This window comes from Methylobacterium iners (assembly GCF_022179305.1).
GTDB lineage: Bacteria > Pseudomonadota > Alphaproteobacteria > Rhizobiales > Beijerinckiaceae > Methylobacterium > Methylobacterium iners.
This window is the reverse complement of the sequence record NZ_BPQP01000072.1, coordinates 14,756-39,765: the sequence shown is the minus strand read 5'-3', so window position 1 is coordinate 39,765 and position 25,010 is coordinate 14,756. Positions and strand designations below refer to the sequence as shown.

The 25,010-nt window shown below is 67.8% G+C and carries 28 protein-coding genes and 1 tRNA gene; 13 read left to right on the top strand and 16 right to left on the bottom strand.

Annotated features, from left to right (window positions below; genetic code table 11):
* The first annotated feature begins 3 nt into the window (after positions 1–3).
* Complete coding sequence (locus tag MFF55_RS20850) at positions 4–783, top strand: TatD family hydrolase (protein ID WP_238246032.1); 780 nt, start codon at positions 4–6, stop codon at positions 781–783.
* A gap of 18 nt (positions 784–801) precedes the next feature.
* Entirely contained in the window at positions 802–1,605 is an 804-nt protein-coding gene (locus MFF55_RS20845; protein ID WP_238246031.1) for an MBL fold metallo-hydrolase, read from the top strand.
* Here the strand turns inward: MFF55_RS20845 and MFF55_RS20840 are convergent.
* The 5 genes from MFF55_RS20840 to MFF55_RS20820 form a co-directional block, all read right to left on the bottom strand.
* On the bottom strand, positions 1,572–2,699 hold the full coding sequence (locus MFF55_RS20840) for a hypothetical protein (RefSeq protein ID WP_238246030.1): 1,128 nt from the start codon (positions 2,697–2,699) through the stop codon (positions 1,572–1,574). The genes MFF55_RS20845 and MFF55_RS20840 overlap by 34 nt on opposite strands.
* A complete protein-coding gene (locus MFF55_RS20835; protein ID WP_238246029.1) occupies positions 2,687–3,835 on the bottom strand; it encodes a glycosyltransferase in 1,149 nt (382 codons plus the stop codon). Before MFF55_RS20835 ends, MFF55_RS20840 begins: the two co-directional genes overlap by 13 nt.
* Positions 3,836–4,227: 392 nt before the next feature.
* Positions 4,228–5,640 carry an SGNH/GDSL hydrolase family protein gene (locus MFF55_RS20830; RefSeq protein ID WP_238246028.1) on the bottom strand — a complete coding sequence of 471 codons (1,413 nt, stop codon included), beginning with the start codon at positions 5,638–5,640 and terminating at the stop codon, positions 4,228–4,230.
* Complete coding sequence (locus MFF55_RS20825; protein ID WP_238246027.1) at positions 5,637–8,786, bottom strand: efflux RND transporter permease subunit; 3,150 nt, start codon at positions 8,784–8,786, stop codon at positions 5,637–5,639. Before MFF55_RS20825 ends, MFF55_RS20830 begins: the two co-directional genes overlap by 4 nt.
* 1 nt (position 8,787) lies before the next feature.
* Positions 8,788–9,903 (bottom strand): efflux RND transporter periplasmic adaptor subunit, encoded by a 1,116-nt coding sequence (locus MFF55_RS20820; RefSeq protein WP_238246026.1) that lies wholly within the window; start codon positions 9,901–9,903, stop codon positions 8,788–8,790.
* Between the two features lie 320 nt (positions 9,904–10,223).
* Between MFF55_RS20820 and lanM the strand changes: the two genes are divergently transcribed.
* Both lanM and MFF55_RS20810 read left to right on the top strand, forming a co-directional pair.
* Positions 10,224–10,625 (top strand): lanmodulin LanM, encoded by a 402-nt coding sequence (gene lanM, locus MFF55_RS20815; protein ID WP_238246025.1) that lies wholly within the window; start codon positions 10,224–10,226, stop codon positions 10,623–10,625.
* A gap of 414 nt (positions 10,626–11,039) precedes the next feature.
* Entirely contained in the window at positions 11,040–12,029 is a 990-nt protein-coding gene (locus MFF55_RS20810) for an Ldh family oxidoreductase (RefSeq protein ID WP_238246024.1), read from the top strand.
* 49 nt (positions 12,030–12,078) lie between these two features.
* Here the strand turns inward: MFF55_RS20810 and MFF55_RS20805 are convergent, their stop codons facing one another.
* Together MFF55_RS20805 and MFF55_RS20800 are read right to left on the bottom strand one after the other, a co-directional pair.
* Positions 12,079–12,423: a hypothetical protein gene (locus tag MFF55_RS20805; protein WP_238246023.1), complete on the bottom strand. Its 345-nt coding sequence runs from the start codon at positions 12,421–12,423 to the stop codon at positions 12,079–12,081.
* Positions 12,408–12,641: a DUF2171 domain-containing protein gene (locus MFF55_RS20800; protein WP_238246022.1), complete on the bottom strand. Its 234-nt coding sequence runs from the start codon at positions 12,639–12,641 to the stop codon at positions 12,408–12,410. Before MFF55_RS20800 ends, MFF55_RS20805 begins: the two co-directional genes overlap by 16 nt.
* Before the next feature lie 138 nt (positions 12,642–12,779).
* On the opposite strand from MFF55_RS20800, the gene MFF55_RS20795 reads away from it, so the two are divergent.
* A complete protein-coding gene (locus MFF55_RS20795; RefSeq protein ID WP_238246021.1) occupies positions 12,780–13,229 on the top strand; it encodes a GNAT family N-acetyltransferase in 450 nt (149 codons plus the stop codon).
* Between the two features lie 110 nt (positions 13,230–13,339).
* Positions 13,340–13,519: a hypothetical protein gene (locus MFF55_RS20790; protein ID WP_238246020.1), complete on the top strand. Its 180-nt coding sequence runs from the start codon at positions 13,340–13,342 to the stop codon at positions 13,517–13,519.
* 20 nt (positions 13,520–13,539) lie between these two features.
* Here MFF55_RS20790 and MFF55_RS20785 read toward each other — a convergent pair whose 3' ends face one another.
* The 6 genes from MFF55_RS20785 to MFF55_RS20760 form a co-directional block, all read right to left on the bottom strand.
* The gene (locus MFF55_RS20785) at positions 13,540–13,803 is read right to left on the bottom strand and encodes a hypothetical protein (protein WP_238246019.1); all 264 of its coding nucleotides are present in this window, start codon (positions 13,801–13,803) and stop codon (positions 13,540–13,542) included.
* A 233-nt stretch (positions 13,804–14,036) separates the two neighbouring features.
* Positions 14,037–14,774: an anti-sigma factor gene (locus MFF55_RS20780; protein WP_238246018.1), complete on the bottom strand. Its 738-nt coding sequence runs from the start codon at positions 14,772–14,774 to the stop codon at positions 14,037–14,039.
* Complete coding sequence (locus tag MFF55_RS20775) at positions 14,771–15,343, bottom strand: sigma-70 family RNA polymerase sigma factor (RefSeq protein WP_238246017.1); 573 nt, start codon at positions 15,341–15,343, stop codon at positions 14,771–14,773. The genes MFF55_RS20780 and MFF55_RS20775 overlap by 4 nt, the downstream gene beginning before the upstream one ends.
* Before the next feature lie 310 nt (positions 15,344–15,653).
* A complete protein-coding gene (locus tag MFF55_RS20770) occupies positions 15,654–16,037 on the bottom strand; it encodes an exopolysaccharide production protein YjbE (protein WP_238246016.1) in 384 nt (127 codons plus the stop codon).
* 296 nt (positions 16,038–16,333) lie between these two features.
* Entirely contained in the window at positions 16,334–17,203 is an 870-nt protein-coding gene (locus MFF55_RS20765) for an SDR family oxidoreductase (protein WP_238246015.1), read from the bottom strand.
* Between the two features lie 31 nt (positions 17,204–17,234).
* Complete coding sequence (locus MFF55_RS20760) at positions 17,235–17,414, bottom strand: DUF1328 domain-containing protein (protein ID WP_238246014.1); 180 nt, start codon at positions 17,412–17,414, stop codon at positions 17,235–17,237.
* 172 nt (positions 17,415–17,586) lie between these two features.
* Here MFF55_RS20760 and trpB point away from each other — a divergent pair, with 172 nt between their 5' ends.
* The 7 genes from trpB (at position 17,587) to MFF55_RS20725 (ending at position 21,701) form a co-directional block, all read left to right on the top strand.
* Complete coding sequence (gene trpB / locus MFF55_RS20755) at positions 17,587–18,828, top strand: tryptophan synthase subunit beta (protein ID WP_238246013.1); 1,242 nt, start codon at positions 17,587–17,589, stop codon at positions 18,826–18,828.
* A gap of 84 nt (positions 18,829–18,912) precedes the next feature.
* Positions 18,913–18,989: transfer RNA gene (locus MFF55_RS20750), tRNA-Met, on the top strand.
* A 653-nt stretch (positions 18,990–19,642) separates the two neighbouring features.
* The gene (locus MFF55_RS20745; protein ID WP_238246012.1) at positions 19,643–19,864 is read left to right on the top strand and encodes a hypothetical protein; all 222 of its coding nucleotides are present in this window, start codon (positions 19,643–19,645) and stop codon (positions 19,862–19,864) included.
* A 532-nt stretch (positions 19,865–20,396) separates the two neighbouring features.
* Positions 20,397–20,693 carry a hypothetical protein gene (locus MFF55_RS20740; protein ID WP_238246011.1) on the top strand — a complete coding sequence of 99 codons (297 nt, stop codon included), beginning with the start codon at positions 20,397–20,399 and terminating at the stop codon, positions 20,691–20,693.
* A gap of 69 nt (positions 20,694–20,762) precedes the next feature.
* Positions 20,763–20,921 carry a hypothetical protein gene (locus MFF55_RS20735; protein WP_238246010.1) on the top strand — a complete coding sequence of 53 codons (159 nt, stop codon included), beginning with the start codon at positions 20,763–20,765 and terminating at the stop codon, positions 20,919–20,921.
* Positions 20,922–21,040: 119 nt separating this feature from the next.
* Positions 21,041–21,307, top strand: a complete 267-nt coding sequence (locus tag MFF55_RS20730; RefSeq protein WP_238246009.1) for a hypothetical protein — start codon at positions 21,041–21,043, stop codon at positions 21,305–21,307.
* Positions 21,308–21,356: 49 nt separating this feature from the next.
* Complete coding sequence (locus MFF55_RS20725) at positions 21,357–21,701, top strand: hypothetical protein (protein WP_238246008.1); 345 nt, start codon at positions 21,357–21,359, stop codon at positions 21,699–21,701.
* A gap of 858 nt (positions 21,702–22,559) precedes the next feature.
* On the opposite strand, the gene MFF55_RS20720 is transcribed toward MFF55_RS20725, so the two are convergent.
* The 3 genes from MFF55_RS20720 to MFF55_RS20710 form a co-directional block, all read right to left on the bottom strand.
* Positions 22,560–23,117: a hypothetical protein gene (locus MFF55_RS20720; protein WP_238246007.1), complete on the bottom strand. Its 558-nt coding sequence runs from the start codon at positions 23,115–23,117 to the stop codon at positions 22,560–22,562.
* Positions 23,114–23,995, bottom strand: coding sequence for a TIGR04255 family protein (locus MFF55_RS20715; protein ID WP_238246006.1), 882 nt, complete (start codon positions 23,993–23,995; stop codon positions 23,114–23,116). Before MFF55_RS20715 ends, MFF55_RS20720 begins: the two co-directional genes overlap by 4 nt.
* A gap of 258 nt (positions 23,996–24,253) precedes the next feature.
* Positions 24,254–24,445 carry a hypothetical protein gene (locus tag MFF55_RS20710; protein ID WP_238246005.1) on the bottom strand — a complete coding sequence of 64 codons (192 nt, stop codon included), beginning with the start codon at positions 24,443–24,445 and terminating at the stop codon, positions 24,254–24,256.
* Between the last annotated feature and the right edge of the window lie 565 nt (positions 24,446–25,010).

The window sequence follows — 25,010 nt, the reverse complement described above, 5'->3', positions numbered from 1 at the left end:
TCCATGCTGATCGACAGCCACTGCCACCTCGACTTTCCCGACTTCGCCCAGGACCTTCCCGGCGTGATCGCCCGCGCCGAGGCGGCCGGCGTCACGGGGATGCTCACGATCTCGACGCGGGTGGCCAAGGCCGACACCTACCGGGTGCTGGCCGAGGCTCACCCTCAGGTCTGGTACACGGTCGGCACCCATCCCCACGGCGCTGCCGAAGAGCCGGGTGTGCCGGCGGCCGACATCGCCGCGCTCGCGGCCCATCCGCGCTGCATCGGGATCGGGGAGGCGGGCCTCGACTACCACTATGCCGACGCCGCGCCGGAAGCCGTGCAGGAGCGGGTCTTTCGCGCTCACATCGCGGCGGCGCGCGAGAGTGGCCTGCCCCTCGTCATCCACGCCCGCGACGCCGACCATCACATGGAGGCGATCCTCGTCGAGGAGATGCGCCGCGGCCCGTTCAAGGCGGTGCTGCATTGCTTCTCGTCCGGAGCGCGGCTGGCCGAGGTTGGGGTCGAGCTCGGCCTCTCCATATCCTTCTCCGGCATCGTGACGTTTCGGCGCTCGCACGATCTCAGGGCCATCGCCGCGCGCGTGCCCCGCGATCGCCTGCTCGTGGAGACCGATGCGCCCTTTCTCGCGCCCGAGCCGTACCGGGGCCGCACCAACGAGCCGGCCTACACGGCCGACACCGCCCGCGCGCTCGCCGCGACCCTCGACCTGCCGTTCGAGGAATTCTGTGCGCTCACCACCGCCAATTTCCACCGCCTGTTCGACAAGGCCGCGGCGTGACCGGGGAGGGCGCCCGCCATGGCTGAACTCGCCCTCACCCTCCTCGGCTGCGGCTCGTCCGGCGGCGTGCCCCGGGTTGGCTACGGCTGGGGCGCCTGCGACCCTGGCGAGCCCAGGAATCGCCGGCGGCGCTGCTCGCTCCTCGTCGAGCGCCGGGCGGAGGCCGGCATTACCACGGTCCTCGTCGACACCTCGCCGGATCTTCGCGAGCAGCTCCTGGCGGCCGGCGTGAGCCGCCTCGACGCCGTCCTGTTCACCCATGCCCATGCCGATCATACCCACGGCATCGACGATGTTCGCCCGCTGGTGATCCACATGCGGCGGCGCATTCCGGTCTACGCCGATGCCGAGACCCGTGCGCTCCTCGAAATGCGCTTCGGCTACTGCTTCGCGACCCCGCCCGGCAGCCAATACCCGCCGATCCTCGACATGAACGACCTCGCCGAGGGCGAACCCGTCACGATCGATGGCGCGGGCGGCCCGGTCGAGACGACAGCGCTCCGCGTGGAGCACGGCAACGAGGCCGCGCACGGCTTCCGCTTCGGGCCGGCGGCTTACGTGCCCGATGTCAGCCTGATGCCGGAGGCGAGCCTCAAGCGCCTGCGCGGCCTCGACCTCCTCATCATCGATGCGCTGCGCGAGACGCCGCACCCGACCCATTATTCCGTGTCGGACGCGCTGAACCTGATCGCGGATCTGCGGCCGCGGCGCGCGATCCTGACGAACCTCCACACCGATCTCGACTATACGGAACTGGCCGCCAAGCTGCCGTCGAACGTGGTACCGGCTTATGATGGGCTTAGCGTCACGCTTGAGGTCTGAGACGTCGATCGGAGCCCTGCGGCCTGCCAGAGATCGCGCAGCGCCGCCGGCGCGAGGGCGAGTCCGGTCAGGAACAGCGGCGCGATGAGGACCCCCCAATAGGCGGTGTCGAGACGGCCGACGATCATGAAGGCGCAGGCGTAGCCGCAGAGCGTCAGCGCCGCGCGCTCCGCCAGCGGATGCCGCCAGCCGACCCAGCCGAGCAGGCAGAGGGGCACGAGAACGCCGACGAGGGGCGAGGGCAGCAGCAGGAGCAGGCTGTAGCCGCCGACCATCGCGAGAATGAGCGGCCAGCCCTCCACCCGCGTCCATCCCGGCGAAACCCCATCCGAGTGCGTCACGACGCCTCCCACCATAAGGGCGTGGGCGCCGAGCACGGCGGCCGCGGCGAGGATCGCCGCCATCCAGGCCAGCATCTCGCGCCGCTCGCCGTCCCGCCACGCCAGGACGGCCATGACGAAAAGATAGGGCAGAGCGAGTTCGCGCACGGCAAAGGCGGCGAAGCCCAGGGCAAGGCTTAAGCCGTAGCGTCCTGGCCGGCGCAGGACGAGCGAGAGGACGAGCAGGAGGGCCGCCCAGGCCTCGTGGAGAGGCACCAGCTTCAGCAACTGCGCCGGAGCGGCGCCGACCGCCGCGGCCCACAGGCACAGGACCCAAAGCGGGCCGGTGGGGAGGATCTTACGCAGGCGGAGAGCGAGGATGCCGAGTGCGAGAAGGCCCAGTCCCCGCAGGAGGAAGAGCGCAGTCTCCGGACCGAGCGTCGTGACGAGGTAGGCCAGCGTCGGGAGCCTCACGGTGATGAAGGGTTTCAACGGATAGCCGCGGCTGCGCTGCTCGGCGGCTGCGGCGGCATAATAATCCTCACCCGCGGCGACACGGCCGGCGATGGCCCTGTAGAGACGGAGATCCGAATCATTGGGGAGGGCATCGGCCGCCTCGGCAGGGGCGGGGAGCGCCTCTGGCGGGATGCCGACGGCGATGCCGTAGATCACCAAAACGGCGAGCGCTGCCAGAAGTGCCCGCGCCCACACCGCCGGCCAGCCTGCGAACCGCGTCTCAAACTGGCCGGCGCCAAGCGCCGTCAGCGCCGCCACGTCACCACCGAGGAGGCCGCGAAGTTCCACACCGCGCCGATAACCGCGCCGGCCACGCCCGCCAGCCACCAGACATGCTGGGCATCGTAGACGAGGGCGCCGACGCCGACATTGGCCGCCGCGCCGACGAGGCAGACCCCGTAGAAGCTGAGGAGCCCGGTGACGAGGCGCAGGCCGCGCAGGCGCCGGTCGCGATAGGTGAAGACGTTGTTCAGCGTGAAGTTGAAGGTCATCGCCGCGCCGACGGCGAGCGCCTGGGCGGTGGCGAAGGCCGTCAGGCCGGTCCCCAGGGCGATGCCTAGTACCGCCAAGTGGACGGCGAGGCCAAGGCCGCCGACGACAGCGAAGAGCATGAGACGCAGGGGCAGGAGGCGGCCGAGCGTCTTGTCGAGCAGGAGCTCGAGGTACTCGAAAGCCACCATTAGGTCGAGCTTGCTCTCGCCGACCGTGCGGTTTCGGAAGACATAGGGCAGCTCGACGACGTTCAGGGGTCGGGGCGCCGAGGCGAGAATGTCGAGCAGGATCTTGAAGCCGACGCTCGACAGGTTCGGCAGAACCTCCCGGAAAGCGTCGCGGGAGATCGCGAAATAGCCGCTCATCGGATCGCCGATCATAGGACCGTCCATCTTGGAACGGCCGAGCAGGCGCTGGGCGAGGGCGGTGGCCCAGCGGCTCCCCGCATGGCGGCGGGCCTCCCATTGGCCGACGCCGCCGCCCTCGATGTAGCGCGAGCCCACCGCCACGTCGTGTCCGCCCATGCGGACGGCCGCGTAGAGGCGCGGCAGCAAGGTTTCGTCGTGCTGGTGATCCGCGTCGATCACCGCCAGGACGGGCGCCGCCGTCGCGAGCATGCCCTCCACCACGGCCGAGGCGAGGCCCTTGCGGCCGATCCGCTGCAGCACGCGGACGCGGATGTTGGTGCGTCCGATCTCGCGAATGACGTCGGCCGTGCCGTCCGGCGAATCGTCGTCGACAAAGATCGCTTCCCACACGATGTCGCCGAGGGCAGCCTCAAGGGCGGTGAGCAGGGCTGCGACGTTCCCTGCCTCGTTGCGCGTCGGGATGACGACGGCGAGTTCGAGGGGTGCGTCGTCGGGAACGAGCCGGCGATGAGCCAGGATCGGGGCGTGCAGCATCGCGTAAGTCTCGTTCAACCGGCGCATCGCGCCAGGGCGACAACTTCGCGCTCCAGGTGTTAAGGATCGGTTCGCTGTCGGGGCAGGGCGCCGATGAGGGCGGGCGGAGATAGCCGGGTGTTGGGCTGGTCCTGATCGCGAAGGTACCGCCGCCTCGACTACGCGACACGGACAGCCAAGTTGCAGCCGGCGCCGGCCATCGCGCCGGTTACGGATTACGACAACGAGCCCCCCTCACCCGCGCGCAAGCCCAATCAGGTTCCATAATATATCTTATGCGAATGCCGGACCCGTGTCCGAACGGGTCGATGGAACTGATCGATTGACGGCATCAGCCCACTTCCATCTCGCGGCCTGTGCCCGATGCAACCCTGTCCGATCGCCCTGCCCCGCTATCCTTCGTTCCCAAAGATCTCAAGGACATACGCGGCGTATCTTGCGTGCTCGTAGAGGCCCGGATGGTTGAACAGGTTCTGCTCGCCGAGCGTAAGGGGCGATAGGCCGAGGCCGCCCTCGCGTCCCGGGCCTGCGATCGCCGCGAAGTCGACATAGGCGACGCTGGCCGTGCGCGCGGCCTCAACGATCTGGCGGTTCACCCGCTGCCAGGACCGCGTGAAGGCCGGTGACGAGCACGGGTTCAGCCGCGGCAATCCGAGTACGATCGCCTCGCGGCCGGTCCGGCGTATGGCTTCGAGGAGGGTCAGGGTGCAGTCGTAGCTGTAGCGTTCGCCATATCGCCTCGGGTCGATGGCGTTTCCGCCGAACTGGATGAGGGCGAGATCCCACTCCGCGGACAGGAAGCGTTCGAGCCGGGCCGGATCGAGGCCGCCGGGGCGGCCTTCGAGGACGGTCTCAGGGCCGATGACCGTGCCGCCGATGCACCAGTTCCGGTAGCTGCAGGACGCGCCGTAGCGGGCCTTAAGACCCAGCACGATCCGCCAGTTCCAGCCGTCGCGCGTATGCGCCCCGGGCCCAAGCGGGCCGTCGATCCGGTCGAGGCGGGCGAGGGTGTCCTCTGGGTAGCCGGCCCAGAACGCCACCGTGTCGCGGGCGCCTCCGGCGGCGGTGATGTCGGCGCCCTCGCCCAGCGCACCCGTCGAGTCGCCGTAGGAGGCGACGACCAGGGGCTGCCCGGCACGAAGGCGCTGCATGGTCCGGGGAAAACGGGTCCGGGACTCCCGCGCCCAGGCCCGGTGAGCCTCCTCCTCGCCGCGGCGCACCAGCCCGCGCCACTCGTGGGTCGCCACCGTCTCGCAGAAATCGCGGTTCACGTAGACGTGGAAGAGTGCGGTCCAACCCCCGGGCAGGACCGGGATATGCTCGTTCGGATCGTTCACCCGGTCCGGCCCGCGCAGGAGGTCGACGCGCCCACTTGCCGGGTCGAGCGCGATGACATCGTAGCGATGGCGACCCCAGTCGTAGGCGACCTCGACGCGCGCGTCGCACCGGCTCCGAAGCCGTCCGGTGATCCGGTCGACCGAGAAATCCGTCCCCTCCACGAGCGCCGTCCCATCCTCGCGGGCGACGCGGACATGGTCGATCCAGCGATGGCCCAAGGCCGTGTAGGCGCCCGCCCTGAGTTCGGCCCGGACCCCGGTCACCGTCTCGATCGGCGGTGCCTCGACGGCGAGCGTCCGTCGCTCGAGACGACGCTGGCCGGCGGGCGTCTCCAGGGTGATCGCCGGCAGCGCCACCTCGAAGGACCCGCAGCCGCCAGCAGGCGATCGCTGGCGGTGGCGCCCGGGCGAGGGCGCACCCCACTCTGCCCAGAGCCGGCGCAGGGCGGCGAGACCGGGAGCTTTCACCCCTGTGCCGTGCCGGGCAGGGGCTCGAGCCCCCTGCCCTCCGGAGCCGTGAAGCGGCCGTAGCGGAGCGCCAGCGTCGGCAGGATCAGGAGGTTGAGCACCGTCGACGTGACGAGGCCGCCGAGGATCACGAGCGCCATCGGCCCCTCGATCTCGCGGCCGGGCTCGCCGGCGCCGAGCGCCAGCGGCAGCAAGCCGAGCCCGGTCACGAGCGACGTCATCAGGATCGGCACGAGGCGGTCGGCCGCTCCGGCGACGGCGGTCTCCGCGTTCCAGGGCTGCCCCTCGACGCCGACGAGGTGCTCGTAATGCGAGACCATCATGATGGTGTTGCGCAAGCTGATGCCGAACAGGGTCACGAAGCCGACGATGGAGCCGATCGAGAGGGTTCCGCCCGTGAGCGCCACCGCCAGCACGCCGCCGACGAAGGCGAAGGGCAGGTTGACGAGGACGAGGATGAGGTTGCGCACCGAGCCCGTGACCACGGCGAGCAGCATCAGGATGCCGAGGCCCGCCACGCCCGAATAGACGAGGAGGTCGCGCCGCGCCCGTGCTTCGGCTTCCGCGGCGCCGGCAAAGCCCAGATACACGCCGGTGGGCAGGACGACCTCGCGGGCGATCTTGGCGCGCGCCTCAGCGACGAAGCCGGCGACATCGCGGCCGCGCACGTTCGCGGTGACGGTCTGCACGCGCTGCGCGCCCTGGTGCTGGACCTGGTAGCGGCCCGAGCTCTCGTAGATGTCGGCGACCTGGGCGAGGCGGATGTAGCGCCCGCTCGAGGTCCGTAGCGGCAGGTCGCCCACCGCCGAGAGCCGCCCGCGTGCCTGGATGTCCAGGATGACGAGGACGTTGAACACGGCGTTGCCCTCGTAGGTCTGGCCGACGGTGTCGCCCTGGTAGGCGGTGCGCACCACCTCCATCACCTCGATCGCCGAGAGGCCCCAGTGGCGCAGATCGTTCGGGCGTAAGGAGACGTTGATCTGCGGCAGCCCCGGCGGCGAGCTCTGAGCGACGTCGGCGGCCCCCCTCACCTCCCCGAGCTCGCGGGCGATATCGCGGGACGCCGCCTCGATTCGGCCGAGATCGGTGCCGAAGACGTTGATCACTACCGGCGCGGGCGCGCCCGCCACCGTCTCCTCGATGCGCTCGGTCAGGAAGGTCTTGAGGGAGAAGGCCGCGCCGGGAAACCCCGCCATCAGCGTGCGGATGCGCTCCTCCGTCGCCTTCTGGGCGGCGCCGTCGAGGCCGGGTTCGAGGTCGATATGGATCTCGCTGTAATGGGTGCCGGCCGTATCCTGGCCCACCTCCGCGCGCCCGATCTGCGAAGCGACGGCCCGAACGCCGGGAATCTCGCGCAGCGACTGCGTGATCCGGGTGCCGAGCCGGGCCGATTCCTGCAGCGAGGTGCCGGGCGCGGCGGCCATGTGCAGGATGAGGTGCCCTTCCTTGAGGTCCGGCAGGAAGGTGCTGCCGAAAAAGGGCACGATCGCAGCGCCGGCGAGCGTCAGGACCGCGCCCGTCGCGATGACGAGGCGCGGCGCCCGCCCGATCCGGGTCAGTAGCGCGGCATAGGCCGCGCGCGACCAGCGCATCGCGGCCGGATCGCGGGTGTCCCCCGTCCCCCGCCCCGTCAGGAGCAGCATGGCGAGCGCCGGCGTCAGGGTCAGCGCCACGGCGAGCGAGGCGATGACCGCGAGGATGTAGGCGAGGCTCAACGGGCCGAACAGCGCCCCGGCGATCCCTGAGAGCGCGAGCACCGGCAGGAACACGAGGAGCACCGCGAAGGTCGCGTAGGCCACCGCCGTGCGGACCTCGAGCAGGGCGTCGATGACCACCCTCCCCTCCGGGACCGGCAGGCCGGCCCGCCGGTTCTCGCGCAGGCGCCGGACTACGTTCTCGACCCCGATCACGGCATCGTCCACCACCTCGCCGATGGCGATGGCGAGCCCCCCGAGCGTCATCGTGTTGAGGCTCTCCCCGAATGCCTGGAGCGCCAGGACCGCGACGAGCAGCGAGAGCGGGATCGCCGTGCAGGAGATCACGCAGGTGCGCCAGTCGAACAGGAAGACGAACAGCACGATCACGACGAGGATTCCGCCCAGCGCCAGCGCCTGCAGCACGTGCCCGTTGGCGGTGGTGATGAAGTTCGCCGGCCGGAAGAGGTCGGTGCGCAGGACGACTCCCTCCCGCTCCAGGGCCGGTCTCAGCTCGGCCAGTGCCGCCTCGACCCGGGCCGCGACCTCGCGGGTGTTGGAGCCGTATTGCGCGCCGACCATGATGAGGATTCCGGGCACCCCGTCGACCAGGGCGGCGCTGATCGGCGGCTCGGGCGCCTCCAGGATGGTGGCGACGTCGGCAAGCGTCACGCTGGCGCCGCCCTCGTTGATCAGAACCGTGCGCCCCACCGCCTCGGGACTGAGGGACTGGCCGTCGGTCTGCAGCGTCACCCGCTGGTTGGCCGTGTCGACGAAGCCGGCGCCGCGCACCCCCGTGGCGAGGCGCGAGGCGGCGAGCACGTCGTTCATGCCGACGCGGAACCGGATCAGGTCTGCCGGCCGGACCTGGATCTGCAGCGAGCGCACGCCCCCGCCATAGACCGAGACCTCCGCGATGCCCGGTACCGCCAGCAGGCGCAGGCGCAGGGTCCAGTCGGCGAGGGTGCGCAGGTCGAGGGGGGAGCGCGCCTGCGAGGTGAGGCCGACGAGGAGCACGGTGCTCGTCGCCGACGTGAGCGCGGTCATGGCCGGCGGCCGCACGCCCTGGGGCAGGCGGCCGGCGAGCGCGGTCAGGCGCTCGGTCACGAGCTGGCGGGCCCGGTAGACGTCGCTGCCGGCCCCGAAGGTGGCGGTGATCACCGAGAGGCCCTGGATCGAGCTCGAGCGGAGGGTCGCGAGGCCCGGCAGCCCGTTGATGGCGACCTCGATCGGCTGGGTGACCAGCACCTCGACCTGTTCCGGGTTCAAGCCGGGCGCCTCGGTCTGGACGACCACGGCGGGCGGCGCGAATTCGGGGAAGACGTCGTACTTGGCATCCCCCAGCCGGTAGATGCCGAAGCCGGCGAGCGCGAGGGCGAGGCCGAGCACGACGCCGCGGAAGCGCACCGCGAAGGCGACGAGGGCCGCCTGAGGTCCGGAGATCGGCGTCACGCTAGTCGTCGTCCGCGCCACCAGAGACCTGGAGCTGGGCCTTCATCTCCTCGGAGAGCAGCGCCTGGGCGCCGCGAAGCACGATCTCGGTGCGGTCCGGCAGGTCCTCAATCACGTAGGCATCGGCCGACATCGGTCCGTCGCCCTTGAGCGGGTGGCGGGCGAAGGCGTTCGGCCCGACCCCGCGATAGATCCAGGTCTGTCCGCCCCAATGCACCACGGCGTCCTCCGGCACGGTGATGCCCCTGATGGTCCGGTCGGAGGCGAGGAAGGCGAGCATGCTCATCCCGGGCAGGAAGCCGCTGTCGCCCGCCACCGTGTAGAAGAAGCTCAGGCCCTGGATGCGCGGGTCCGTGCGCGTCGCAGGCGAGACGTAGCGCAGGGCGATCCGCTCGCTCTGGGGTGGAACCTCGGCGAAGGCGCTCGTCGGTGCGCCCTTCAGCGTCTCGCCTGGCGGCAGCGTCACCTGGACCAGGAACTCGACGCGCTCGATGAGGCGGGTGATCACGGGCGAGCGCTCGACGATGGCCCGGCCGATCACCGGCCCCCATTCCTGCTGGGCGGTGGCGGCGAGCGTGCGCAGCTGCGATTCGGCGGCGGCGAGCGCGGCCTGATCGGTCTGGAAGGTGCCCTCGGTGGTCTCGACCTGGACCGTCGTCGCGTAGGGACCGAGGTTCCTGGCGCGCAGATAGGCGTTGCGGGAGACGTCGGCCCGGGCCTGCGCCGTCTGCAGCCCCGCCTTGGCGGCGGCGTAGGAATTGGTGAGGTCGGTGACGCGGGCGAGGTCGAGGACGCTGCCATAGGCCTGCATCTCCTCCCGGTGAGGCTCGACCGCGGCCACCATCGTCTCGAGCCCCACGCGCGTGCGCTCGGCCTCGTCGAGCCGCACCACGACGCGTCCCTCCTCGACGACGCTGCGTTGCGCCGGCAGGTGCGGGCGCTCAGGCGCGGGGGGACGAACGGTTTCGCGGATCCCCGCTAGGAGGGGCGCGGCGTCGAGGCTGAGGCTGCCGATCGCGGCCGGCAGGCTGACCAACCCGGTGGCCGGTGCCAGCAGCGCCGCCCCCAGTCCCACGAACGCGGCGAGCAGGATGAAGCGCCCTCCCCGCTGACTCAACGCCCCACCTCCCTCACCCGCAATCAAACGCCGCGGCCGGTGAGGCATAGCGCGTTCGTTTGCGGACCGAAACCGCCGCCTCGCGCCATCCCCGGGCGATGCGCCGGCAGTCGGTTCGACCACTCGGCTCCCCCGCCCCATGACCCGTTCGAGGTGAATACGTTATCAATCTAGATCCTTCAGGCAGCCCCCATGGCCTTGTCGGCACTGATGAGATCGAAGCTGGGGATGCCCGACTTCAGCATATTGCAGCGCAACATCTCGCCTTGCCCGATAACTGACCTATGTTAAGGCTGTCGGCCTCTCCAAGGAGTTGAAGCATGAATTTCCATCAGACCGTCGCAGCCGCCATTCTCGCCGCCTCGTTCGTCGCCGGACCGGCCGCTTTCGCGGCTCCTGCGAACAAGGTCATTGCGATGGTGGACACGGATTCCGACGGCACCATCGACCTGAAGGAGGTCCAGGCGGTCGCAAGCGCCACCTTCGACAAGCTCGAGAAGGACGCCGACGGCACCCTCGACAAGAAGGAGCTGAAGGGCCGCATCAGCAAGGCCGACATGAAGGATGCCGACCCGGACAACGATGGCACCCTCGACAAGAAGGAGTATCTCGGCGTTGCCCAGGCGCTGTTCACCCTGGCCGACCCCGACAAGGACGGCACCCTCGATGCCAAGGAGCTGAAGTCCAAGGCGGGCAAGGCGCTGGTCAACCTGCTGAAGTAATTCGGTTCGGCACTCCTCCCTCCCCCTTTGCGGGGAGGGGTTCGGGATGAGGGTGGTTCCGCTCGGTAAGCGGCGGGTCCCGGGAGCCCCCTCTTCAGCTTCTCGCCGTAAGCGAGGCGCGTCGACCGAAGCGAGCATGCGGGGATGGCCTCGGTAGCCGCCGAGATCGGCGGCCCGCATAGCGGGGGCATTCTCCGGGGCCGCAGTGCCTTGGAAGCGGATGCGGCCATTCGCTGAGCGAGCTGGGCACATCCCGCGTCGCGATCGCGACGTGCGCGAATGGCTGGCGAGAAACCGGCCGTCCTGCACGAACCGACGATATCGAGGGCGACCCCTTCCGCATCGCGAGGGCCGTCGCCATAGAGAGGTGATGCCCGCCATTGCGGAGCGCCCTCCCCTCGGTTCCAGATCTCCATGCCGGTCCTGACCCTCACGGAAGCCTCGGCCTTGGCCGAGGAGACCCTGATCCGCTGCGGCGTTCGGCGAGAGGCGGCCGCGAGCACGGCGCGGGCGCTCGTCGGCGCCGAGGCCGACGGCCTGGCGAGCCACGGGCTCATGCGCCTCATCGCCTACTGCGCGCAGGTCCGCGTCGGAAAGGTCGCCGGAGGAGCGGACGTGACGGTCAGCCGACCACGCCCCGGATTGCTGGCGATCGATGCCGGCCACGGCTTCGCCTATCCGGCCCTCGACGCGGCCGTGGCGCAGCTGCCGGAGATGACCCGTGCCCAGGGCATCGCCGCAGCAGCCCTCCGCCGCTCGCATCATTGCGGAGCCGCCGGACGACCCGTCGAGGCGCTGGCTGCGCAGAACTGCGTCGCGCTGCTGTTCGCCAACGCGCCGGCCTCCATGGCGCCCTGGGGCGGCGCGCGGCCGGTCTTCGGCACCAACCCGATCGCCTTCGCCTGCCCACTGCCGGGCCGGGCGCCGATCGTCGTCGACCTCTCCCTGTCGAAGGTCGCGCGGGGCAACATCGTGGCGGCCAAGCAGAGGGGGGAGCCGATCCCCGAGGGTTGGGCCGTGGATGCGGAGGGCCGGCCGACGACCGATCCGGCGGCGGCGCTGGCGGGCACCATGATCCCGCTTGGCGACGCCAAGGGCACGGCGCTGGCGCTGATGGTGGAACTGCTCGCCGCCGGCCTCGTCGGCGCACGCTTCGCGGCGGAGGCTTCCTCGTTCCTCGACGCCGAGGGCGATCCGCCGGCCACCGGCCAGTTGATCATCGTGCTGGATGCCGCCGCCTTCGCAGAGGATGCGCTTGAACGCTTCGCGCAGCTCGCCGCGATGATCGAGGATCAGGATGGGGCACGCCTGCCCGGCAGCCGCCGCCTCGCCGCCCGGGCCCGCGCCGCCACGGAGGGACTGACCCTTCCGGACCGGCTGCTTGCCGAGATCGAGGCGCTCTGAGGACCCGGTGCGGGAGGTCAAACCTCCTGCCCGCTTCCGGTCGCTCGCGTCAGGCGTCGTCTTCCCGGGCGAACACTTCGCCCTCCTCGGCCAGCCGCGCGTCGAGTTCGTCCGAGCGCAGCGTCTCGAGGTCGCGGTACTCCTTCAGCACTTGCCGGAGTCGAAGCGTCGCCTCCGTGCAATCCGCCGGCTCGGCCGCGTCATCACCGCAGCCCTCGATGGTCTCGGCGGTCTGCTGATCGACGGTCGCGCGCTCGGACGGATTCAAGCTGCTCAGATCGCCGAGGCCGAGTTCCTGGGCGATCAGGCCCGCGATCTCTTCGCGCTTCGCGTCGAGTTCCGCCATCGCCGCGTCTCCCCCTGTCGTGCGGCTGCCCGTCAGGAGGTCGACCATTCCCGCTTGACATCGTCGGCCGGCCGGTCGAGCCGCACTGTCATGCCCTCTATGGTCTGAACGAAGTCGACCGGGATGTAATGATGCAGCCCGCCGGCCGCGGGATCGGTCTTGGTCAGCTTGATCTCGCCGTTCTCCACGCCGTCGACAGTGCCGACATGGACGCCGTCCGAGCCGATCACGTCGGCGTGTTCCTTGAGCTGAGAGACATCGATCATTCGCTTCGCTCCCTGTTCGCGAGCCAACGGGATGAGTGCTTTCATGTTCCGGGCAGCGGCCTGCCTGCCCTATCTGGCTTACCCTGGCCCGGTGCGGGGGAGTCGAGCTTCGTGCGGCCGCGTGGTGAGGTTCGAGCCTTGGGAAGCCGATACGGCCTGGAGATCCGCTCGGCGACGAGCCTCGACGCGCCCGGCCTCGCCGGGCTCCTGGGCACGGCGGGTCTGTCGATCCCGGCAAGCGACTTGACCGAGCGACTGGGCGCCCTGCGGCACGAGCAGGGCGCCGTTCTGATCGCGACGGAGTGGGGACCGCCGAGCGGCGTCATCGCCCTGCACTGGTACCGGACGATCGCGGCCGCCGCCCCTGTCGCGCAGATCACTCTGCTCCTGGTCGCTCCCGACGATCGCCGCCGCGGCGTCGGCCGGCTGCTCCTCAAGGCCGCCGCGCAGGCGGCTCGGCTCGCCGGCTGCGATGAGCTCCAGCTTCTGGCGCCGCCGGATCAGCCTGCCCTGCAGGCCTTCCGCGAGGCCACGGGCTTCACGCAGGCCGGGACCAGCTTCGTGAGGCCGCTGCGAAAGAAGGGGTGACGGCCTTGGGTCCGTGTTGCGTGCTCACCCGACCGAGGCCGACGACATTGGAGCCTGCGAACCATGCGCGCGCTGCGAGGTTGATCGTTCGTCAGCCAGGGAGGTGGTTCATGAACGCCCGTGTGTATCCGGCACCTAACCAGACCCGAACCGGCGGCCAGGCGAACGAGTCTGTCCATCGCGTCGGCCAGGACGTGGATTCCGTGGATCAGGCCAGCAGCCTGCACCTGCTCGGCCTGGCGGTCCTCGGTGCCGCGCTCGTCGTCGGCATCCACACGCTGATCGGCTGAGGGCGCGTCGTAAGGCCCGGTCAGGCCGAGGCGCGCGTCATGACGCGGTGCTTGTCGATCACGACGACGAGGACCCGCTGCCAGAAGGCGTGGAGCGTCGGGCTGCCGAGCGCCTCGTAATCGGCCTCGTTGCTGACGAAGTCCAAGAGCGCGAGGCGCGCCGCGTCGTCGAGCCGGCTGCACAGGTGCCCATGCAGGACGGCGTCGATCTCGTCCTCCGACGCCTCGGGCTGGAGGCTGGCGAGCTCCCTCAACGTGCCGATGCAGAGATGGGCGTCGGTCATGCCGTCGTGTTCAGGTTCGAGGTCGGGCGTTCGGCTTCGTCGGTTTCGGCGGCATGGGAATGGTGACGTATCTGCCGGTCACCGGGTCCAGGATCGTCAGTGTCGTCATCGCGATCCTGCAACTTACGTATGAAATCATACAGAAGCTAGGCCGGTATGGTTAACGCGCCGTCAACCTTCTCGATGGGGCTCCTCACAAGCGTGCGATCCGGCCGGGCCGCGACCCTGGGACGTCAGAGGGGGGCGTGAGTGAGACCCTTCATCAGGATCGGCCCGGTCGGACGGCCCGTCGGGGAGCCCTGCTTCGGTTCGAGCGTGATCTCGAACAGCTGGTCCGCACGCGTCTCCGGCAGCCGCTCGGTTCCGAGCGGCACGGAGCGGGCCCGATCGAGGAGGCCGATGGAGACCGGTCCGCGCTCGCGATCCCACAGGGTCCAGATCTGCAGCGCCTTGCCCTCGGGCACCGGGATGGGTTCGAGGGGGATCAGCTCCGCCCGTCCATCGCGATAGGCGTTGACGATGGCCGCGGGCGTGGCCGCGTCCGTCATCAGGACCGCCACGTAGACCGGCTCGTTCCCTCGGCGCGAGGCCGCGGCGAGGGCCAGGGCGAGCACGAGGGCGGCGGCCGTCGCGACGAGCCCCGCTGCGCGCCACAGGGGCAAGCTCGCCCAGAGCCTCGCGAGGAAGGACGGTCCTTCGCGCCGGATCTGGGTGGGCGATGCCACCGGTTGAGGCGCCGCCGCGTCGCCCCGGACGACGCTTGCCGCGATCCGCTCCCAGAGCCCCGATCCGGGTACCGCCGGGCTCGCCGTCATGTCGAGCTCCGTGAAGCGTGCGCGCCAGGCGGCGACCGACAGGCTGAAACCCTCGTCCTCCGCGTTCAGCCGCTCCGCCTGGGCGAGACCCTCTCCCTCGAGCAGGCCCAGGGCGTATTCCGCGGCCAGGGTCTCGTTGTGGCTTGAGCCCGTCATGCCATGCAGTCCTTCAGAACTGCCAGCGAGCGTCGAATCCAGGATTTCATCGTTCCCAGGGGAACACCGAAGCGGCCGGCAAGCTCCCCGTGCGTGAGACCTTGCAGGTACGCGAGCACGATCATCTCCCGCCTCTTCGGCTCGAGCGCGTTGAGGCAGAGCCGGAGGCGGCTGGTCTCGGACAAGCGCATGACGACCGCCTCGGGACCCTCCTCGTGACTGACGAGGCCGAAGGGTTCCAAGTCATCGGTCAGGTCCATGCGCCGTTCGGTGCGAAGCGTGTTCAGGGCGTGGTGGCGCAGGATCGTGTAGATCCAGGCCCTGGCGTTGCCCCGTGCGGGGTCGAAGGCCCCCGCATTGCGCCAGATCTTGACGAAGACGTCGTGGACGACCTCCTCGGCCAGGGTGGAGCGCGGAAGGAAGCGCCGCGCGACACCGAGCATCTGCGCGGCCTCGCTGTCGTAGATCGCGCGCAGGGCCGCCTTGTCTCCGCTTGCACAGGCGAGGAGCGCCTTCTCCAGATCGAGGGCGGGTGACGGCATCGCTGTCGTGGCCCTGGCAACCGTCATCCCGTCTCCGACGTCACGGCATCGCTACACCGACACCGCACGGTTGGATGCGGGATCGACTGGGAAAATCAAGCCGCCATGGCCGATGCCCTGGCGACGGGCTGGTCTGGGGCAAGAGCATCCAAGGGGCGCGGGAGCCTCGGGGCGGCCGATCGGCACGGGCCCGCTCCTCGGGCAGCAGGCGTGCCTGCCGGGCATCGGCGCTCGAGTGACGCCGAGGCGGAGGCCATCGGCATGGAAAGGCCCGCCGCGACGGGGTCACGACGGGCCTATCCTGCGCGGGCAGATCACTCGCCCGCTGCAGGATGGGTCAGCAATTGTCGTCCTTCTTGCCGAGCGCCTGATTCTCGCCAGCGTTGTTCAACGCACCCACCGTCCCGGGCGAGGCCGGCTGCTGGCCGCCGGCGAGGTTCTTGCTGGCGGGGTCCTCGCGGCCCTTGTCCGTCACGGTGTTGGCGACCTGCTTCTCGCCGAGGCCCTGGTTGGCGCCGACGTTGTTCATGGCGCCGACGGTGCCGGGCGAGGCCGGCTGCTGGCCGCCGGCCAGGTTCTTGGCGCCCGGATCGACCCGCGAATTCCTATCGTTCGAGGTCTGCTGACCCGCCGTGGAGCCGGTGTTGCAGGGTGCGGCCAGGGACGTTCCTGCGGTGAGCGCAAGAATGGCCGCGGCGCTGGCGATCATCGAGAGTTTCATGGGCTGCTCCTCCAAAGCTGTTATCGCCAGCAACAATTCCGTACACGAAGTATCGTTCCGAAACGGATCATTCATCGGGCGGCATCGAACTCGCCCGGAATACGAACGAACACTCGGCCGATTGTTGTAAGCTTGGCTATATTGGGACGATCGGGTCAGGTGCGTGCAAATCGTCTGCGTGCAAATCGTGCAGGGATCCGCTGAGATCTGCAGGCCTTAGCCGGGCTTGGACCGGATGGGGCCACGCTTGGCTGAGATCGGGTTCAAGTTGCCGCCTGATTCCTGCGGCGCGTCCCTCAGGTGTGACCGGACGGCGACGCGGCAGAGGCCGGCAAACCGAGCTGCACGAGGCTGAGCGCCCAGGTCCGCTCCTGGACGTCCGGGTCCCGGCTGTAGGCGGAGGACGCGGTCTCCCGACACCTCGCGAAGTAGCGCCCGCTGACCCCCTCCACCTCCGGCGAGGTCGCGAGGAACAGGGAGGTCGCCGCGCCGTCCGCCGGCTTGATCAGGAAGGGACGGATCAGGCTCCAGGCGATCCCGAACCAGCCGCCGGTGTCCCGCGCGAAGCCCGTCGCCACGACGCCGGGATGCAGGGCGTTCACGGTGACGCCGGTGCCCTCGAGCCGCCGCGCCAGCGCATAGGTGAAGAGCACGTTGCCGAGCTTGGCCTGCGAATAGGCCTTCACCGCGCCGTAGGACCGCGCGCCCTGCACATCGCCGAAATCGATCCGGGCGCGGGCATGGGCCGCCGAGGCGACGTTGACGATGCGGGCCGGGGCGCTCGCCTTGAGGAGGTCGAGCAATTCGAGGGTGAGGAGCACGTAGCCGAGATGGTCGAGGGCCCAGGTGCGTTCGACGCCGTCGGCCGTGATCTCGCGCCTGTCGAAGATCGCCCCGGCATTGTTCACGAGAACCTCGAGCCGGGCGAGGCGCGCCCGCACGGCCTCCGCCAGCCGACGCGTGTCCGCCCGATCGGAGAGATCGGCCACGAAGGTGTCGAGGCCGGCGTCCGGCACCTCCGCCCGGATGCGGCGGGCGGTCTGTGCGACGCGGGCGGGATCGCGGCCGACGAGGCCGACATGCCCGCCCGCGCGCGCCAGCCCGAGCGCCGTCTCGTAGCCGATCCCCGACGTGGCTCCGGTGACGAGGCAGGTCTTTCCCCGCATCGTCTTCTCCCGCATCGCGCCCGTCATCCGCTCAGAAGATCGCCTGCCCGATCGCGAGCGCCACCACGACGATGACGATCGCGAGCAGGAGGAACAAACCGAACAGGATGCGCGCCAGGGAGCGGGCGCCCGAGGCGATCCCGGTGAAGCCGAGGCCCGCCGCGAGAAGGGAGATCACGAAGCAGATGAGGGCCCATTTCAGCAGCGTCATGCGCGCGGACTCCGGTGAAACAATCGCTCGACAACCGCGCGCAAGCTCAACCGTTCCGTCCGGTTCCGACGTAAGGATTTCACAAATCGGCGCCTTCGCCGCATTGTGGCCGGACCCGACCCGGGTCTAGGCACCCATCGACGCATCCCAAGACCCTCGAAGGACGAGCCCCGTGACCATCGCGCCCGCACCGAACTCCTTCCGCACCGGCCCGGACGAGCGCGGCCGCTTCGGCATCTTCGGCGGCCGCTTCGTCGCCGAGACGCTGATGCCGCTGATCCTCGACCTCGAGGCCGCCTACGAGGCGGCCAAGGCCGACCCGGCGTTCCAGGGGGAGATGGACGGTCACCTGACCCATTACGTCGGCCGCCCGAGCCCGCTCTACTACGCCGAGCGGCTGACGGCCTACCTGCGCGAGCGCTCCGCGCCGGGCTACGGCGCCAAGCTCTTCTTCAAGCGCGAGGAACTGAACCACACCGGCTCGCACAAGGTGAACAACGTGCTCGGCCAGATCATGCTCGCCCGCCGCATGGGCAAGCCGCGGATCATCGCCGAGACGGGGGCGGGCCAGCACGGGGTTGCCACCGCGACGCTCTGCGCGCGCTTCGGGCTGAAATGCGTCGTCTACATGGGCGCCGTCGACGTGGCGCGGCAGGCGTCCAACGTCTTCCGGATGAAGATGCTCGGCGCCGAGGTGGTGCCCGTGCAATCGGGCACCAAGACCCTCAAGGACGCGATGAACGAGGCCCTGCGCGATTGGGTCACCAACGTCGCCGACACCTTCTACTGCATCGGGACGGTGGCGGGCCCCCATCCCTACCCGGCGATGGTACGCGACTTCCAGTCGATCATCGGCCGCGAGACACGAGAGCAGATGCTGGCCCTCGAAGGGCGACTGCCCGATTCGCTGATCGCCTGCATCGGCGGCGGCTCGAACGCGATGGGCCTGTTCCATCCCTTCCTCGACGACCGCGAGGTCGAGATCTACGGCGTCGAGGCGGCTGGCCACGGCATCGCCTCGGGCCTTCACGCCGCCTCGCTCTCGGGCGGCAAGCCCGGCGTGCTGCACGGCAACCGCACCTACCTGCTGCAGGATGCCGACGGCCAGATCGCCGACGCGCACTCGATCTCGGCCGGCCTCGATTATCCCGGCGTCGGCCCCGAGCACGCCTACCTGCACGAGGCCGGCCGCGTCACCTACCTCTCGGCCACGGATTCCGAGACCCTGGAGGCCTTCAAGCTCTGCTCCATGCTCGAGGGGATCATCCCGGCCCTCGAACCGGCCCACGCCCTCGCCAAGGTCCTGGAGATCGCGCCGACCAAGCCCGCCGACCACCTGATGGTGCTCAACCTCTCGGGCCGCGGCGACAAGGACGTACCCCAGGTCGCCGAGATCCTCGGCACCGAGCTCTGACGGGCCGTTGACACGCAAAGGCGGGTTTCCCTATACCGCCGATCCTGCGGATCGCGGTCCTCCTCAAGGGCCGCGAAACGTCGTGGCGGGGTAGCTCAGCTGGTTAGAGCAGAGGAATCATAATCCTTGTGTCGGGGGTTCAAATCCCTCCCTCGCTACCAAGATTTTAGCCCGTTAGGTCAATGACTTAGCGGGCTTTTTCGTGTTTCTTCGGTGACCGATAGGATTTGCAACACGTTGCAACACGAACCCTGATTTTACAACGAGTTACAAATGACCGGCGCCTGGTCCATGCAACACGGGCGCAACACGTTTTGCCGCCCCACTCAGCTGCCCATCGCGCGTAGTACGAAGCCTCGATCACCTAGTGAGGACAGTGTGGTGGCGGGTGCTATGACTCCATCCGGGTGTCTGCAGACGGCCGATAGGCAGGTGACGGTCGTTTGTTCGCCACAGCGTAATGGCGGCCGGATTATTGCTCTTGCTGGCGTTTCAGCCTCTGTCGGAGTTGCGAGCCCATGCTGAATGAGCGGCCGCTGTACGTCAGCGAGAACGGTGACACCTGGCATTTGGTGCGCGGCTCTACCAGCGGGTCGGTGTTCGTGCGCCACCGTGCCAACGAGGCCTCAGGTGGCCACGTAACGGACTGCGCGATCCCGGACTTTCTTGGCGCTGAGCGGCGTGGCCCTGAGCATCAGGAGCTATGGCGCCTGATCGCTGGCTTGGTGGAGGACCAACCTGAGGCGCAGGAACCACGCGGTAACCCTGTCTCTCTAGGCCACCTCGGTCATCCTGTAGGGAGCTTGAGACCGCCTTGTTGACGAAGCAGCAGATCGCCGCCCAGCTGACCCATATGGCGAAGGTCCAGATCAGCGACATCACACGGGCGGTGAAGGGTAGCGAGAAGGCAGTCGCCTTGAACGAGATCACCGACCTCGCCCGCCGCCTGAACCTGCTAGCCGACGCGATCGCGACCAAGCCACCTGCCGCGGCTGTAGTGAACCCAAGCGTCGAGGTTACGCTCGGGCCGGGTTAGATCCGTCCGCACGCCACCGGGCCAAGCCCGAGGAGCGCTCATTGAGAAGCCCAAAAGTGGGAAAGAGACGTCAGAGTGCCTCCTCGAAGAGTGCCGCGGACATCAGAACCCTCATGCCTTTTCCCAGACGAGAGTGAGATCGCGCTTTGCATTCTTGGCCCTGAGCGCAGCTGGGCCTGGTCAGACCTAGCCATCGTGCTCGAGCGGCAAGGCCTTCCTCGGATCGATCCTTTGTTTGGCGGCCGGTACTGGCCTGCGGTGAAGGCCTTCCTGGATCGGATGCATCGTGTGGGGTTGGAACACCGTGAACCACTCGCACGAGGCAAACGGTGGCCAGGCTGCGGATAGCAACGCACAGCCCTCGCGTGTGCTGAAGGGCAGCTGCTAAAGGCGCACCGTATCTGCTGCACTCCCTGTCCACGGGGCAGCCGGTATGGCCGTGCAACTTGACGGCTGGGCCTAAGTCACCCGGTTTTGTGTTTAGTCCCGAGAAGTATGGCGCAGGCCGGGGTCAGACCGAGGAAGGCAGCTAATGCGCGTTGAAACCGCCTGCCAAGCCTTGCGGGAGAAGCGTCGGCTTGAGATCCGGTACGACGGCTATACCCGCGTCGTTGAGGTTCATGCGTGTGGAACCACCTCGGACGGCAACGCAGTGATGCGGGTGTGGCAAGTCCGAGGAGGTAGCGAGAGCGGCGAACGCACGGGCTGGAAGTTGCTGCGGCTCGACGAGACGCGGAGCCTCGAGCTTCTGGAGGAAACGTCAGAAGCGCCCAGACGTGGCTATGCGAAGAACGACAAGGCCATAGCCCATATCCGCTGTCAGATGTAGCAGGCCAAGCCTCATCGATCGTACGTGCGAGGGCGTCGAGATGCGCCTCAGGAAACTAGGAGCGAACGAATGGGATCAGCGCTGTCACGGTTGTTCGCGTTGACCGGCATGCTGCTCATTGTCGGAGCCGCATTCGCGCTCAAGCGCGCCGGCTATGCCCACGCTGAACTCGATGCCCTCTTCGCGGCTGGCGCGGCCGGGGTTGTGACCTTAACGATCTCCTCGTGAGTGGGGCAGGCGGCGGCCCTCACCGAGCACTTGATGGAGAAGGGCGATCTGGAGTGAGCGAGCAAGCTTCAGGGACCGTCACTCCTCCTGAGCACGATCGGCTGGACCAGGTCGCGCACATGGCTGAGCAGCTGGCGGATCAGCTCTTGAGTGCGCAGTTTCTGGGACGACCACCCTCCAAGGCGAAGATTCAGGCCTTGATCAAGGCCTGCTCGCTGCTGGAGGAGTACGGGCGAGCGGCCCCACCTTTGCTGAGCCGCATCATGCATCAGGATCGCGAGCAGGAAGGGCCAAAAGCGCCCGACGCACACGACGAGGCAGAGATTGCGGGCATCGAACGCCTTGCGCAGTCGCTGCGTCCTCGACAGGGGCAAAAGGATCAGTAGGACCAGGCGTTGAGAAGGCCTCAGCCGTGAGACCCAGGACCGCAATCCAATGACGCCAGAGCTACGCCAGGAGCTTGTGAGCAGGCGAGTCGAGGGCATCGACGCCGCCCTGCTTCAGATCGGCTTAGGCCGAGACGCCAAAGACGCTGCTCTGACCTTTCGTGCATATCTGATTGATCTGCTCGGCCTCATCGAGCGCAACCCCGGCCTGGATGCGGCCGCCGACGACCTGCAGAAAAGCGTTCACGCCGTCGTCGAGGCGGGTGAGAGTCGCGGCATCGAGGACAGACAAGCACGGCTGCTGGTGGAGGCGCACGCTCGCTTTCGTGCTCGTCTCGAAGCCGCTGGCGTCGAGTTCAATTCCGAAGGCGGCATGGGGCAGGCGCGCGGTTAAGTGGCTTCAGCACGTGCCAGCGGTGCGGGCGCTCTACGACCGTCAATTCGGCCCTATCGAGCTGCCTAGAGGTTACGCTGATGTTCCCGTAGGGCCGAAGACGTCGTCCGACACCGTTGCAAAAGTCCGGTTGACGCCACGCACCGATCTGGAGGCGCCACCGCGGCCGAGCCTGTTCAAGCGGAATGGGGGAAACCGGCGAAAGCCGAAGGTGCCGGAGTAACGTTGCGGCACAGAGTTACCGTCCTGGCGCGAGGTCGCTCAGGAGTCCGCCGCGAAATTCATCAACTGGGACGAAGTTCGCTCGGACGAGCGAGAAGAGAACTCGACGGCGATCTTCTCGGACGGGATCTTCCGCTCCTGCGATGCGCTGGAACGTCTCTGCATGCGCTGGGCTGTGTTCCAGAGCGGTGTCGTAGACGCAGTAACATGGGGTTTCATCGGACTGGCCACGACAGGAACGGATCACGGCGCAGTCCATAAGCAAGACGCCGAAAACACCAGCCTTAGCCCCATTGTGGATGCGAGCTTTTTCGACCAACCCTTCGGCAACTGTACGGATTTCGTCGTCCCGGGCGCCGGCGACACGGAACAGAGAGAGGCCATTCCGCTCGGCGTCTGACAACGCCGCAGCTCGTGGGCGGCCTTTCCCGTCAATGTGCTGTGGGGCGACAAGGATGCGGACTAGGGTTTCCGCTCCATCAACGGGCCCAGTCGAGTACTCGCTAACCGAGTGAATCTCACACCGGCAGTGCGGCTCTGCCTCATCCAGTCGAAGAGCTCGTCCACCCTCGACGTAATCGCCATCTAGGGAAGCGAATGTCGATCGGCATGCCTCGCAGCCCATAAGAGTTGCTGTCAGGCAGCCAGGGTCCGAGCGATCTCCTCAGGTACGTTGAAGCCATCAAAAGGCACAGAGCCCATGCCTGCGCGAGCCGTCGCATAGACAATCGTTCCATCGCCCCTGAAGCGCAGTGAGCCTTCAGCGCCGTCCTCAATCTCTAAGATCACGGATCCATCGACGTGGAGGGTAGGCTCAAGCCGCGAGGCCATGTCGCCAGCCGAGCGCATGAATCGCACTGCATCCAAAACGGCTGAAGCAGTAGGCTTGGCCGCATCTTCGCCGTCCCAACCATCCTCGAGTTCAAGGAACTCCGCGATCCTTGCTATCACCTCGTCCTCGAAGCGATGCGGACCGACCAGCATCGGCGCAGTGTCAGACACCGCGGTTTGAACGCGCGTTGACTGCCCCAGAATCAAGTTCCAGGGAGCAGCGCTGGCGTAGGAGCGGACCAGGGGCTCCTCAACGTTGATCGAAGCGCGCGCCGTCGTCGATGTCGTGGCATCGAGGAGTTCGGCGCTGCTGAGGTAGGCAGCAAGGCTGTATGCAGCTGTCGTGGGTACGGCAGTGATCACGCTGGTGCCTGAGGGTTGAGAGAAATGCGGCTCGACGCTTCAGGAGTGATAACTTCCGCGAGCGCCACCTTCAAGATGGTGTGCATCCCTTCGAACGACGAGACCAAGCCACTCCGATCAGAGGGTGAGCCATCAGACGAGAAGGTGTCCTGAGCCAGGGAGTAGATGCCAACCGAACGCTTTCCGACAGGAGTAGGCGCCTCGGCAGTCGTTCCCGTATTGTCAGCCAAATCGAGCACATCGACGTTCAGGTTCAGGAGGCGGCGAGCCGATGTCCCGGAGGGCACAAAGAGCCCAACATGGGAGTGCCACAGCTGATTGCTGCCGTATGGAAAGGACGGAAGATAAGGGGAGTGCCTCCGCAAAAGCTCGGCATAGTCCACCTCCTCGCGTGGACCTTGGAAAACGAAGCGGTCCCAGTACTCTAGCTTGACGAGCTGCAGGTTCACGAGGGGCAAGGTGGTATCGATGCACCTCGCCAAGAGAGACATCGCCCTTTCGCGATAGCTAGCCCAGCCGTCGTATCGAACCGCTGCATACGCAAATCCATTGCGGCTCAACGTAATTTCCTCACGGACCTCATTACTGACCACGCGCTGGAAGCTGCGGCCTGCGATGGGCGCTTGCACCATTTGGCCAGGCCCAACGGCAAAACCAGGAGCGCCCGCGATCGGTATCCGCATCCCCGGTCCGCCAGCGAACTGCCCAATGTTGATCTCCACTTCCTCCAGGGTCACATTGAACCCGGCTGCAGGAAATTCGAGAGCGGCAGCATTCAGAAGCGTCTGCCAAGGCTTTGACGGGATAGGCTCAGGAAACTGGAGAGACAGGCTCACACGCTCAATGGCGTGGGCGTCATGAGCAGGTTTCCACCGCATCTAGTCAGACGATCCCCAAAGCCGCGAGAGCATCATCTCGACGTGTTAACGGAGGATTGCAAGACGGCATCCCGCAGACGCTGCAACCACCGCTCAGCGTAGGCGGCTCGCTCCTCTGTGGCCGCAATGCGCTTGGTCTCCCTCGACGCTCAGTGACGCTCTAGCGGGATCGGAACATCGTAAGTCGTTCTCGACCTAGATCGCGAAATGCAGAGAACCCCACATGAGGCGGGGCTTCTGGTCGTCGTGCGGATCAATTCACGCGACGCTGTTCTGAATGCCTGGGTCTTCAGCTGGATCCACGCTCTCAGTCGCGTGGATGCCCTCGATCTTGGGCTTGGGAGTCTCGCCCCCTGCACCGATCTCGACCGTACGAGTGCCGTGGCCTTCAGCACCGGTTCCACCAACCTCGCCCGGGTCCTCGGCATGGAGTGGCTTCTTCTCGGTCATTGCTTCCTCGCAATCTCTCTCGGGCAGGACCAACGGTTAAATTGAACGCTTGTTCGAGCGCCACAAAATCGACGTGGGTGATGCGGACGTGGGGCTTGCCGTGATGCTCGCAGCTTTCGCCTTCGCACATGGCCAGTGCCGTCGGCTCGTCGCCTTCCATCTGACTCGTTAGCGCCGGCGCTCACTTCCCTGTCAGGCGACCGGCCCCGAGATGCAGGCCTACGTCGCGATCCGCCAAGAAGCTAACCAACCAGCCCCGCGGCTGTGCTCAGTAAAGGGGCCGAGGGAGCGGGCAGGTTATCGAGGCAAGATCGGCAATGCGCCGAAGTCCTCGGGCCGAAGGGCGCGCCTCGGCGGCACATTCTCATTCGCACGGCGGCCGAGGATTGGCGCAACGGCTGACGGAGCCGGTGCGGTGACCTCGAGCGCCTTGGCTCGGTAGGTCTACTGCCTCTGCCACGAAGTCTTAGGTTACATCCGGCTTCGGAATACCCCTCCCATTGCGATTGAACGCGGTTCAGATCACCCTTTAGGATCACCAGCAATATGCGCCCGCGGTAGCCCA